Consider the following 13,050-nt stretch of genomic DNA (forward strand, 5'->3'; position numbering starts at 1 on the left):
GCAGGATAAGTTTCAGTAGGTCTAGATAATTGTCCAAAGCTTTGTTTTAAAAAACAAAAATCAGAATTCTATTTCAATTCACACACAACTTTTGAGAATGATCCCTAATTATTGCAAAAGTAGAAGTGAGAGTTGTTACAGCATTTTATGGTTAAAGGCTACATAGTCTCAACAGAATATATTTTTGTAATTTGTATTGACTAAAAGTAAAACCCATGCGAATATTAGGAATATCTGCTTCTGCAAGCATATCTAGCAGTAATTTTCATCTTCTAAAAGCAGTTCAGCGATTGCTGCAGGAAAAGGATGAAATGCAGGTTTTTGAAGGTTTACAAGATTTTGAGTTGTTTAGTCCTTCCAGATTAACAGCGGGCATTCCTAAAAATATTCTTGTATTGAAAGAAAAAATTGATGCTGCTGAATTGATAATCATTGCTACTCCTGAATACACGCATAATATCCCTGCAGTATTAAAAAACCTAATCGAGTGGTGCACTGCTTCTGGGGAATTTGCACAAAAGAATGTTCTTCCCATAACATTTACACCCTATCAACCTAGAGGGGAACACGCAATGACATCATTATTGCAATCGCTACAAACAATGAAAGCTAAGATTGAAACTCAGCTCCCACTTTATAAGATAGACGTAGAAATTAAAGAAAATAAAATAGAGTTACCGACAGAAGTTGTTGAACTTTTGAATGCTGCCATTGACTTGTATCGATAAATTGGAATTACTTCAATTTCCACCTGTTACCCAAAATTGAACGGTTCTTCGGTGGGAACTATCGGCCTCAACTCGTGGTATTCTCCAACTATATGCGGTTTATGCCTTTGACCTTACCGTAATTGACGGACATGGCAAACAAAAAAAACCGTCCCATTTAGAAAAGTGAGACGGCTTTTAAGCTTTAAGAAATCTAATTTATTTCTATTATTTTTTTACAATTTTCAGGGTTTCAGTTAGTCCGCCTTCAAAAGTTGCTTTCACTAAATAGATACCTGATTTAAGAGTGCTTAAATCAATTTCTCCATTTGAAATTGTGCTTGAATTTAGGATCATTTGCCCCATTACGTTATAAACCTCAATCGACTCTACAGTTTTCTGTGATTGAATAGTTAACACGTCGTTTACTGGATTTGGGTAAAAATCAAAGTCAACTGATGTGAAATCAGAAACGCCTAAGGTTTCACATTCTCCTGCTACGAAAAATATAGATTCTGCTTCTAATGGCATCCAAGTAGCACCTCCATCTTCAGACAACATGGTAATTGCACCATCTGTTCCGTTTTCTGTAGCTGCCCACCACACAGTAGAAGGTTGTGGAGTAGTGATTTTTGGTTCTAACCAATAAACTCCTTCCGTAAAAAGAACAGTTTCAGTCAGGTCAAATACAACGTGATACACTGGCTCGTCGTATAATGCTGCGTAAGCTATAGCAGATGTTACATCAGCTTCAATCACCTCAATTACCTCACCTGGTATTCCATTATTATTTGCTCTAATATTGAAAACACCGTGATCTGGAACCTGAACTTGATTTGTACTAAGTGAGATTTGTTGAAGTGCAAAAGTAGTATTAGCTTCAACTGTAAAATCATTAGCTACAAATGTATTTGGGTTAAGTGGATCTAAATTAAATGCAGCATCAAGGCTTGGAGCAATCCCCATACCTTGGAAGCAATCAAAATCTGGTTCAGGAACAACCACATCTCCCATACAATTTACCTTTATACTTACAGTAGTCGGTCCGCTTGTTTCATACAAATCGGCAATAATATAATAAGTAGTACCTTCAACTAATTCTATATATTCCGAGTGCTCTCCAGTCCAATAAAAACCAGTGATATTTCCGGCCATATTTCCACAAGCATTCATAATCATAAAATCTGCATCGCCTGCTCCTTGATCTAAATCCATTATGTGAAGACCCGAGGCAGTAGCGGTAAATTCAAATACTTGTTCCGATCCAGTATAGTTATAAGGAACATTTGAATAATTTGTCCAATATCCCGCATTCGGAACTAAATCTGCCGTATATACGGTATCGCATTCTATCACGATTTTCTCATCGCAAGGTGTATCGTTAAGGGGGTTGCCTTGGTTGTTTACATTACTTGCATGTAAAGTCACTCCTGAAAAAAGTGTAATCATCAGAAGACTTAAAAGTCTTTTAGTGGGTAATTTTTTAAACATTGTAAAATTAAGTTTTTTGTTAACAGGGCGTAAACTTAAAGAAAAATTGCCGTTTTGCAATTGTATATAAAAATATTTTAGAAAGAGTTTTTTCTGTATCATTGACACCTACTAATGTATTACTGATTCCATGAAATATCAGCCATTTTTAGCGGGAAATTAGTAGGTAAGGTATCCGCTAGATTTGGGCTGTTTTTGAATATGTAATTTTAAATCAAACCTTTACGTTCTAAAAAAAAAGGGTAGGCTTTTTTAAAAGTCTACCCTTGTATTTACACTTACACACTTTGAGTGATAGTGTCTAATTTAAATTGAACCTATTTTACTTTCCAAATAGAACCGTTTTTAGTCGATAGTTTTTCTAAAGAACCTTTGGTTGTAAGTTCGTTCAGTACGTTTTCACTTTCCTCTCGAGGCGTACCTGAAAGTTCAGAAAACTCCTTAGCTGTAAGAGTAGGGTAGATAGCAAAAAGTGATTCCCAATTTTTACTGTATTCGCTTTTTAAAATATTTGGATTCGTTTTTAAGATTGCCATTTCATAAAAAGCATACGGTCTAGCGCCGTAAACGGTTTCTTTATTCCCTTCGTTGTCAACTACGAAAATAGTAGGGAACCCTCTTACACCGTATTCTCTTGCAATTATTAAATCGTCTTGAAATAATGTTTTTGCTTTTCCTTCAAAATCCGATTTTAACTGCTCAACATCAAGATCAACATTTTTGGCAGCAGTTGCTAAATGTTCCCATTTTGCAATATTTTTCTTTTGTAAGAAAACCATTTCACGAATTTCCCGCATAAATAGGTTGGCTTTCTCTTTATCTTGCATTTGTGCTGCCTTATAGGCAATAGAAGGAGGATATGACGAGTCTAAGGGATCTTCTAACCATAAATCTCCGTCAATTGGCATGTCGTAATAGATACTTACCTCGTCCCAATGTGAAGCAACATCTGATGGTTTTCCTATACCTCCGCTATTGTAACTCCAATCTGGTAAAAGACCACCCATTCTGTATTCAACTTCAATATGGTCTCCATACTCTAATTTCAGTTTTCTCAACTGAGGTTCAATTCCCCAACAAGAAGAACAAATTGGGTCTGTAAAGTAAACTAGCTTAACTGATTTTTCAGATGATTGAGCTTTTTCTACTGTGGAATCTTGCACATCCTCGCTTGGCATTTCGCACATTCCTGTTTCTGGATCGCAAAGCAGTGGATTGTTTTTTAATTTATCGTTATTCATAATATTGTTTTAAATTGTTATCTATTTACTTGAATACATTTATCATAGTTCTACCTAGTTCAGGTTTAAGCTGTTATGTTTTCAAGTATGAATACAAATATACTGAAAATTAAGTGTATATTTGATATGCGTTTCCTTTTGGGAAGTGCTTTCCTGTAGGAAACTACCTTAGTGCATTTAAGTTGTAATTGTGAAATATTTATATTGAAATGAAAAAGAAAGCAAAAATAAACGACACCCCTGTATGCCAGGTTAGGATGCAAGCTATCAGTGATACGATGAGTATTTTATCTGGGAAATGGAAGTTTCACATCCTAGGAACGCTAATAGAGGGTAACAAACTTGGGTTTATGGATTTGATGAGGGAAATTGATGGGATAGGATCTAAAATGCTTTCCAAAGAACTTCAGGATCTTGAATTGAATCATTTAGTTAGTCGAACAGTTTTAGATACAAAGCCTATAACCGTTGAATATGCTATAACAGAATATGGTGCGACACTTTCACCACTTATTAACGAATTGGCAAAATGGGGTATTGAATATAGGCAATCTGTGCACGGATAATAAAATCAACTCAAAGTTTTTTTAGCATATACTGAAATTATAATTCCAGGTATGGAAAGTGCAATTGCAAGATAAACCAAACTCATTGGAGTGTAAATTCCCAATAGTAGGCCGGCAGCAGATGACGCAATCATAATTGATAAGTTGAAAACCGATGATTGAACCGATGTAGCTACATCTTTAGCAGTTTCTACTTGCCTGCTTACCGCGGCTTGTAATAGCGTCACTAACGGACCAAAGGAAACTCCCCATAAAAAGAAAGCGAAATGTCCCATACCTGTTGTGCCTCCAAACATTAGGAAAATAACCATTGAAAAAATAATCAATGCAAACATCGCTATAGTTAGTAGTCTTAAATATTTATCGGTGTATTTTATAGCTATCAAGACTGAAATTAACGAACCAATTCCAAAAAATAACAGCGCCATTTCCACACCACCTGCTAGCTGAATTTCATCCACAAGACTTGTGATATACACATAAACGCCATAGTGTGCTACTACTCCCAGTAATGTAAGTAAAAGTATAATTAACACTTCAGGTATTTTTAGTAATGCAAATGGCGAGGAGCTTTTAGAGAGTTTTTCGCCTGGGGTTGAGGGCAAAGCAAAAAAGCTAATTACGGCAATAGCAAGGATAAATGCACCAAGACCTATAAATTCTGTTCTCCAGCCGTAGTCATTCCCAATAGTTGTCATTATTGGCATTCCCACGCTAATCCCCAAGGTTGTTCCTGCCATAATTACTGCAATTGCTTTACCGTGATGCTTTTCATCTACCAACCTCATTCCATAAGCAGCAATCATTGGCCACATGACTCCCGCACAAATACCTCCAATAACTCTTAAAATAATGATGGTGGTATAGTCGTAAACAAGTCCTGAGATAATATTGGAAATAGCAAAACCTCCTAATAAAAGGAGTAATAAATATTTCCTGTTGAATTGCATCGTCAAGGAAATAAGTGGAATTGCAAAAATAGCCGAAGCAATGGCGTAATACCCCACTAAATTCCCCGTCTGAACTTCGTTGATGTTTAAATCGTCCATCAAAAGAGGTAAAACCCCAGAAGGCATTAATTCAGAGAGAATCCCCACAAAGGTTACAGACGACATTAAAATCATTATCAACCACGGAAAAACACTTTTAGTTTTTTCCGCAATATTTTGTTTGCTCATAGTTTTGTTTTTAACTGTGTGAAATACACAAATAATTTAATAGAATGAGTTGGGCTAATACTCTGTTTCTCGTCCTACCAATTTCCAGCCTGCTCGAGTTACTTCGAGTTCCATAGTAAGACCTGTAACCAAGTTTTCCAATAAGTTTTCTTGTTCGCCAATAGTTGCCACTTCTATTTGAATAACTATTTCTTCTGGATTAGCTTCTAGCGTATTCCTATTAATTGAACGCACCAGTAACTGATCATTAGCTTCAATATGGCTTAATAGCCAAAACCGAACGTTTGATTCCATATTTAAAAGACATTGGATAGAAACTTGGTAGTAAGTTTCTTTTACTTTAGTCTTCCTATATGCTGAAAGCTTTGATAAACGAACACTTATCGGTCTTAAGACTAGGTGAGATAAAACCACGGCGATGGTAGTAATCAAGGCTTCAAGTAAAAAGCCCATCCCAGCCAAAGTTCCCACTGCTGCGGAACACCATATGGTGGCTGCGGTATTAAGTCCTCTTACATTAAACCCATCTTTCATTATAACCCCAGCCCCAATAAAACCAATACCCGTAACAATTTGCGCCGTTACCCTGCCAGGATCTCCACCCGCTAAACTATAAAGGTCTATAGATAGTAATACGTAAGAAGCAGCGCCAATCGCCACTAAGGTATTGGTTCGTAATCCTGCGTTTTTTTGTTGCCACTGTCTTTCAAAACCAATAATTCCGCCTAATATAAAAGCAGTGCCTATGCGAAAAATGTATTCTGATAACTCTACAAATCCATCCATAAAATCTTTGAAAAATTAGTGGTTTGAAATTATTATGCTTTTCCTAAAAGAAGTGTACAAGATAAGTTTAAAGATTCAAAGGCACGTCGTATTCTACCTCTTTGCGTCGGAATAAAAACTCACCATTTCTAACTGACGCCAATACATCTACTCTTTTTCTTATCGCTTCATAAACTGTAGATTCGTTAAGCACGATAAAATTGGCTGCTTTCCCTACTTCTAATCCATAACTATCTTGAATATTCATACAACGGGCACCATTGTAGGTAATCAAGTCGAAACTTGTTTTTATCTCTTCTGGCGACATGGTTTGTGCTAAATGGATTCCGTTATCTAGAATGTTCATCATATTTCCGTTCCCCATTGGATACCACGGATCGTTTATGGAATCTTGTGCGAAGGCAACATTAATTCCTAATTCTATAAATTCTTTTACTCTAGTTAATCCACGACGTTTTGGGTAGCTGTCCTGTCGACCCTGAAGATAAGCGTTTTCGGTAGGACAAGCGATAAAGTTCAACTTACTCTTTTGGAAAAGGTCCATCATTCTAAAAGCATAGGAGTTATCTGCCGAACCAAAGGAACAGGTGTGACTCGCGGTTGTTCTTGTACCATAGTCTTCCATAAGAACAAGTGCATTCAGTAATTCCACAAAACGCGAATGGGTGTCATCTGTTTCATCGCAGTGAACATCAATCATCTTATCGTATTTCAATCCGAGATTAACAATATCGTGAACAGATTTTTCTCCAAATTCCCTAGCTGGTTCGTAATGTGGGATTCCTCCAACTACATCAGCCCCCATTTTCAAGGCTTCTTCTACGAGTTCTAATCCACCTTTATAAGTATACATTCCTTGCTGCGGAAAAGCCACAATTTGAATATCAACCGTTTCTTTTAAATCCTCTTTCATTTCCAGCATCGCTTTTAAGGCCGTGAAATTTGGGTCGGTAACGTCTATATGCGTACGTATGTGCTGCACACCTTGGGAAACCTCATCGTGAATTCCTTTCATCGCAAGTTTTTTCACACTTTCAACAGTCAAGGTTTCTTTAAACTTTGGCCACAACTCAATCGCTTCAAATAAGGTTCCTGAGCCAGCGCCTTCTTGTCCTAGTTCCGATAATGTATAAACGTAGTCCAAATGCAAATGAGGGTCTACATAAGGAGGTAAAACAAGCTTCCCGCCTAAATCAATTTCTTCATCACATTTAGATAAATTTTTCCCGATTTGGGTGATCTTACCATTTTCTACAATCATTTCCGTGGCTTCATCATTGCGATAGATTTTCGCATTAAAAAACTTCTTCTTCATTATACATTTATTTAAAAGTTAATACTATTAAGTAATGCCCAAAATTTAAAAATCGCCTATATAATTGGCGTTAGGACAAGTTTACAATCTAAACCTTAAAGGTGAAATTTGCAATGATAAATGTCATACAATATATTGGTTATAAGTGAATTGTTGTTGTGTGAAATGACATTTTCAGATGAGTTGAAAATATAATTAGATAAAAAAACCTAGTGTTATAAACTGCTAACACTAGGTTCATTTTTAAAAGAAAATTCAAAATTTATGATACCTCTTCCGAAGTAGCAAACTCTTCCATTTTCGTAATTAAATTGTTTTCAACGGTATAAATTTGAACCCATTTCTGCTTAAGTTCTCTTCCAGAACGCTTAACCCTTTGGTGTTCCTGTCCCAATACCACTACCATATTGTCTTCAACAATATATTGCTGAGGTTCAAAATTGATTATCTCAGTCCTTTCCATGATATTAGTGAAAAAGGTTCTAACACCTTCCTTTTTTTCAAAGGTACCGGCGGGAATTATTTGGGTTCCGTGATAAACCCAAACGGTGTCCTCGGAAACCGTGCCTACAAATTTTTCTACATCACCTTCACTAAAGGCTTCAAACATTTTTTCGACTACGTCTTTTGGTGAATTTTTCATAATTATTGTTTTGCAAATTGCAAGTGAACAACAATAGTTACGTCTTTTCCAACACCTGCAGCAGCTGGATCAAAATTGATGTTGTAGTCAAATCTATTAATGGTGGTTTTGGCTTTCATACCTAATTTTTCACCTTTATCACTCTTAACAGATCCTCCATAATGCACGTCAAAAATCACATCTTTAGTAACGTCTTTAATGGTTAATTTACCATACAACAAATATTTGTCTGGCTTTCCAGTAGCTAAAATTTTAGTGCTTTTAAAAGTCATATTAGGGTATTTCTCTACCTCAAAAAAATCAGCACTTCTCAAATGATTGTCTCTATCTTTTACATTGGTGTTTATACTGTTTACTTTTACAGTAAAATCGAAGTTTGCATTATTTAAAGCTTCTCCTTCCGTGGTTAAGTTTCCTGTGTATTCTAAAAAGCTGCCGTTTACAATACTAATTCCTGAATGGGAAATATTAAAGTTTAACGAGGAGTGATAAGGATCTACCTTCCATTGTGTTTGTGCAAATGAAGTTATTGTAAAAAATACAATTGCAACTAATGACATAATTTTTTTCATAGTATCTAAATTTTAAAAGTTATTAAATGTTAGTGAAATATTTAAAGTTAACATAAATGCCATAAATAATCGAATTTCGACCATTTATGGCATTTGCTTTTATTGCTATTATTTATTAAAAAGCACTATCCATTACTTGGTCTTGGTGCCCATTTGTTATAAGGTGTCATATCGAAGTTATTCACCTCGTCCATCGATAAACCTAGTGCTTTTGCTACACCTTCGCCATACTCTGGATCGGCTTTATAGCAATTCCTGATATGTCGTATTTGAATAAACTTCTCGGCACCACCAACTTGAGCAGCCGTATTTTTAAATAACATGTCAGCTTTTCCGTCGGCTTTAATAATGCGGAATAAATCCCCAGGTTGGGTGAAGTAATCTTCATCATCATCTCTAAAGTTATGAGCGTAAGCATCGCCACTCAATTCTAAAGGCGGTTCTTGAGCGTGAGGTTGTTCTTGCCATTCGCCATAGCTGTTTGGTTCGTAATGTTTTGTTGCACCGTAATTACCATCTACTCGCATCGCTCCATCTCTATGATAAGAGTGGTAAGGGCAAGTAGGTTTGTTTACCGGAATCTGATAGTGGTTTACACCAAGTCTATAGCGTTGTGCATCTCCATATGAAAACAATCTTCCTTGAAGCATTTTATCTGGAGAGAAACCAATTCCTGGAACAATATTCGTCGGATTAAATGCTGCTTGCTCTACATCTTGGAAGTAGTTTTCTGGGTTTCTATTCAATTCAAATTCCCCTACAGGAATTAAAGGGAAGTCCTTTTTAGACCAAACTTTCGTTAAGTCGAATGGATGGAAACGGTAAGTTTTTGCTTCTTCCTCCGTCATTACTTGAATATACATCTTCCATTTTGGGAAGTCTTTATTTTCAATGGCATCGAATAAGTCTCTCTGAGACGATTCCCTGTCCATACCTACAATTTTTGCCGCTTCTTCATCGGATAGGTTTTCGATACCTTGTTGGGTTACGAAATGGAATTTCACCCAATGTCTTTTATTGTCTTTGTTGATAAGGCTATAGGTGTGGCTTCCAAATCCGTGCATATGTCTGTATCCTCTTGGAATACCACGATCGCTCATAATTATAGTAACCTGATGTAAAGCTTCAGGAAGTAAAGTCCAAAAATCCCAGTTGTTATTAGCATCCCGCATATTGGTTTTAGGGTCGCGTTTTACAGCGTGGTTTAAATCTGGGAATTTCATCGGGTCACGGAAGAAAAACACGGGGGTATTATTTCCAACCAAATCCCAAATTCCTTCATCGGTATAAAACTTAAGTGCAAATCCTCTAATATCTCTTTCGGCATCTGCTGCCCCTCTTTCTCCAGCAACTGTGGAGAAACGGCTAAACATTTCTGTTTTTTTTCCTACTTCGCTAAAGATGTCAGCTTTTGTGTACTGTGTGATATCGTGTGTAACTGTAAAGGTTCCAAAAGCACCTGAACCTTTCGCGTGCATTCGTCTTTCTGGAATAACTTCTCTGTCGAAGTTTGCCATTTTTTCAAGAAACCAAGCATCCTGCATTAACATGGGGCCACGTGGCCCAGCTGTTTGTACATTTTGATTATCTGGAACAGGAGCTCCTGTTTGCCTAGTTAATTTAGGTTTTTTCTTATCCATTACTTTAGTTTTAAGATTGATTTAGCGAATGAAGTTACGAAAATTCCTAAACTTTTCAACTGACATAAATCAGTTTTAAACCCTTTTAGGTTTTAAAATGCTATGTTTTGGACATTCAATTCAATATTCAGGCTTGAACGTTTTGTGTTTTTGAAACACAGTAAAATTTTGAGGTAGGTTAATAGAGTAATTACAGTGTGTAAAGACAATAGTTTTTATAGAAAAAGATTTATTCGTTGTCTTTCCCTTCCTCAATCAATTCCTCGATTTCTTCCTTCTCATCCCCATTTAATTTAGGGTTTTTGGGAGTTTTTGTTTTTTTTTTATGATGAATTTCATAGTACATCGCAAAGTGATCACTTCCAAAATTCTTGGAACGTATCATTTTACCTACATACAAATCGCGGGTGTGAAAAAGATGGTCCAGGGGAAACCTTAAAAAGAAATAATCTGCGTGAAAAGTAGAAAAGAATCCACGCCCCACACGAGGGTCTATCATCCCTGTCATTTTTTTGAAAAGACGCGTTGTGCGGCTCCATACTACATCGTTCATATCGCCACAAACCACCGTTGGCTTGTCAATTTTTCTAATTCTCTTTCCTGTAAGCATTAATTCGGCATCACGTTCCTTAGAAGTTTCATTTTCTGTAGGACTTGGAGGAGCCGGGTGAAGACAGCAAAAGAAAATAGGCGAATCTTTATCGGTATAGTAGTCGAAAAATATAGAAGGCTTATCGTCTTCAATCTGATATTTTACTTCTACGTTTTTTACTTCAACTTTAGAATAAAGATGCATTCCGTAGAAATTTTCTAAAGGTACCTTTACGGTAAAAGGATAGTCTTTTTCAAGTTCGGAAAGTCCATTTTCCCAATCCTTGTTAGACTCCATCGTGAGTACTAAATCTGGGTCAAATCGTTTTACCTCTTTCAGGAAGTCTGAGTAGCAGTTATTTGTTTGTAAAACATTTCCTGCTAAAATAGAAACATATCCGTCTGTAGCATCGTGCGATCTTCTTCTTGGAAAAAGTGAACTGTATGGTGTTATTTTAAAAAGTTGGTAGATGATGCTTGCAATAAGCGCAAAAAGTAAAATCCAACTAAAAGTAGTGTAGTGTTCTTCGGTGTAAATGAAAATTCCGAGTAGGATTAATTGTATAACCACCGATTGAAGTCTTACAAAATCTGCAGTACGAAAAAACCAATGAGGATGCCTAGTAGCTGGAAAGAAGGGGCTAAGGATGAAAAATATCGTGAAAATATATAATACCATATTTCAAAGTTAGTTAATTTGTAGCGATGTAATAAGGTTTGAAAATTCTTTTTTACCTAGTCGCTACTACCTATTTTTACAGTTCATAAAAACCAATAAAATGAAAAAAATTACCCTTACAACATTATTAACTTTTTTTGCGTTTGCCATAACATTCGCACAGACCTATACAACTCCCAACACAGGAGTTACTTGGACCTTAGATGATATTGCTGCAGCAAGCCCTACTACAATTACGGTTTCTGGCAGTGAGTATACCCTTTTAGAAAACTTAGAAATTGCTGAAAATGATGCCGTAGTTATCGATACGGACTTAACTCTTTTAATTGATGCTGATTTATTAATTAAAGTTTATGGTGCTTTTACTGTAAGTGCCAACGAAGTTACAATTACTGCTTTAGACGAAGCTGCTCCTTATGAAGGTTTTCGTTTTGAAGAGTTTTCAGAAATAGATATTAAAAACGCAACTATATCTTACGGGGGAGGGCTTCGAGTGTTAACTGAAACTTTTTCTATTGACAATTGTACAATAACCAATAATGTTTCTGGAGCTACGTCAAGTGCTGTTATTCAGCTTTCTCGTGGGATGGCGCAGATTACGAACAACCTTATACAGTTTAATGAAAATCCTGCCGTTGGTTCTGCTGCAAACTCTGGGGTTTCTCCATATATCTATAATAACCATATTGAAGGAAATAATACCGATAATGCTAACCGTCCGCAAATTAACATCGGAACTACATTAGCAAACGAGCCTTTGCAGATTATTCAAAATATAATTATCGGAGATCCAAATTTAACCAAGGTTGGTGGTATTGCAATTGCAAACTTTGTGGGTGCAAATGTAAATGCAGTTATTCAAGACAACATTATTCAAAACAACAGATACGGGATTACTATTATGGGGCCTGTAGATGCTGCTTTAATTAAAAACAATCTAATTGAAGACAATAACACTCAAGGAGATCCTGCTCTTGGTGGAAGTGGAATTAATATACTTACAAGTTCTGCTAGAAATGAAGTAGTAGTTACAGGTAATACAATACGAAGAAATATTTGGGGTATTACACTACAAGACCAAGCAACAATTAACCTTGGGGATGACATTGACAACCCAGGAGGAAATGTGTTTTCTGAAAATGGAAACGGTGGTGTAGTTTATGCGCTTTATAACAATACAGCTAATCCAGTAATGGCCAAAAACAACTGTTGGATTGAAGGGGAAGAAAGTACTGTGGAAGAGGTTGAAGATGTAATTTTTCACCAAGTAGATGATGCAACATTAGGTTTAGTTACCTTCGATCCATTTGATTGTGGAGTTGCTTCAGTTAACGATGTAGCTGCTTCAAACTTTAGCTTTTATCCAAATCCAGTAAAAAATGAAATTAACTTCAACAATATCTTTTCTTTTGAGAAAGTTGAAATATACGGAGTTCAAGGGAACCTAATCGTTTCAAAAAACATTTCTGAAGGGCTTAATACAATGTCAATCAACCTTGCTTCTGGACTTTATTTTGTAAACTTCAGCAATAATAATAACAGTATTACTAAAAAGATGATTGTTCAATAAACGAGAAGAATGTCTGGTCGAGCGCAGTCGAGGCCTAATTTTTTTAAAGACTAGATCAGCTATTTTCTAAA

Annotated in this window: 12 protein-coding genes; 3 read left to right on the top strand and 9 right to left on the bottom strand. The window is 36.1% G+C overall.

Annotated elements, in window-relative coordinates:
• The first annotated feature begins 215 nt into the window (after nt 1–215).
• Nucleotides 216–728 carry an NADPH-dependent FMN reductase gene (locus FHP04_RS09545; RefSeq protein ID WP_139855880.1) on the top strand — a complete coding sequence of 171 codons (513 nt, stop codon included), beginning with the start codon at nt 216–218 and terminating at the stop codon, nt 726–728.
• A 207-nt stretch (nt 729–935) separates the two neighbouring features.
• Here the strand turns inward: FHP04_RS09545 and FHP04_RS09550 are convergent, their stop codons facing one another.
• Together FHP04_RS09550 and FHP04_RS09555 are read right to left on the bottom strand one after the other, a co-directional pair.
• Nucleotides 936–2,198 (bottom strand): T9SS type A sorting domain-containing protein, encoded by a 1,263-nt coding sequence (locus FHP04_RS09550; protein ID WP_158319133.1) that lies wholly within the window; start codon nt 2,196–2,198, stop codon nt 936–938.
• 317 nt (nt 2,199–2,515) lie between these two features.
• The gene (locus tag FHP04_RS09555; RefSeq protein ID WP_139855882.1) at nt 2,516–3,439 is read right to left on the bottom strand and encodes a ClpXP adapter SpxH family protein; all 924 of its coding nucleotides are present in this window, start codon (nt 3,437–3,439) and stop codon (nt 2,516–2,518) included.
• Nucleotides 3,440–3,648: 209 nt separating this feature from the next.
• Here FHP04_RS09555 and FHP04_RS09560 point away from each other — a divergent pair, with 209 nt between their 5' ends.
• Nucleotides 3,649–4,005: a winged helix-turn-helix transcriptional regulator gene (locus FHP04_RS09560; protein WP_139855883.1), complete on the top strand. Its 357-nt coding sequence runs from the start codon at nt 3,649–3,651 to the stop codon at nt 4,003–4,005.
• Between the two features lie 5 nt (nt 4,006–4,010).
• Here FHP04_RS09560 and FHP04_RS09565 read toward each other — a convergent pair whose 3' ends face one another.
• The 7 genes from FHP04_RS09565 to FHP04_RS09595 all read right to left on the bottom strand — a co-directional run bounded on the left by FHP04_RS09565 (nt 4,011) and on the right by FHP04_RS09595 (nt 11,409).
• A complete protein-coding gene (locus tag FHP04_RS09565) occupies nt 4,011–5,183 on the bottom strand; it encodes an MFS transporter (protein WP_139855884.1) in 1,173 nt (390 codons plus the stop codon).
• Between the two features lie 54 nt (nt 5,184–5,237).
• Complete coding sequence (locus FHP04_RS09570; protein WP_139855885.1) at nt 5,238–5,969, bottom strand: MgtC/SapB family protein; 732 nt, start codon at nt 5,967–5,969, stop codon at nt 5,238–5,240.
• 67 nt (nt 5,970–6,036) lie between these two features.
• Nucleotides 6,037–7,284: an amidohydrolase family protein gene (locus FHP04_RS09575; RefSeq protein ID WP_139855886.1), complete on the bottom strand. Its 1,248-nt coding sequence runs from the start codon at nt 7,282–7,284 to the stop codon at nt 6,037–6,039.
• Between the two features lie 262 nt (nt 7,285–7,546).
• Nucleotides 7,547–7,927 carry a nuclear transport factor 2 family protein gene (locus FHP04_RS09580; RefSeq protein WP_139855887.1) on the bottom strand — a complete coding sequence of 127 codons (381 nt, stop codon included), beginning with the start codon at nt 7,925–7,927 and terminating at the stop codon, nt 7,547–7,549.
• 2 nt (nt 7,928–7,929) lie between these two features.
• Entirely contained in the window at nt 7,930–8,499 is a 570-nt protein-coding gene (locus FHP04_RS09585; RefSeq protein ID WP_139855888.1) for a YceI family protein, read from the bottom strand.
• A gap of 125 nt (nt 8,500–8,624) precedes the next feature.
• Nucleotides 8,625–10,139: a catalase gene (locus FHP04_RS09590; protein WP_139855889.1), complete on the bottom strand. Its 1,515-nt coding sequence runs from the start codon at nt 10,137–10,139 to the stop codon at nt 8,625–8,627.
• A gap of 229 nt (nt 10,140–10,368) precedes the next feature.
• The gene (locus FHP04_RS09595; protein ID WP_139855890.1) at nt 10,369–11,409 is read right to left on the bottom strand and encodes an endonuclease/exonuclease/phosphatase family protein; all 1,041 of its coding nucleotides are present in this window, start codon (nt 11,407–11,409) and stop codon (nt 10,369–10,371) included.
• A 100-nt stretch (nt 11,410–11,509) separates the two neighbouring features.
• Here FHP04_RS09595 and FHP04_RS09600 point away from each other — a divergent pair, with 100 nt between their 5' ends.
• Nucleotides 11,510–12,979, top strand: coding sequence for a T9SS type A sorting domain-containing protein (locus FHP04_RS09600; RefSeq protein ID WP_139855891.1), 1,470 nt, complete (start codon nt 11,510–11,512; stop codon nt 12,977–12,979).
• The last annotated feature ends 71 nt before the right edge of the window (nt 12,980–13,050 follow it).

Source organism: Aequorivita sinensis (genome assembly GCF_006346335.1).
In the GTDB taxonomy this organism is placed as follows: domain Bacteria; phylum Bacteroidota; class Bacteroidia; order Flavobacteriales; family Flavobacteriaceae; genus Aequorivita; species Aequorivita sinensis.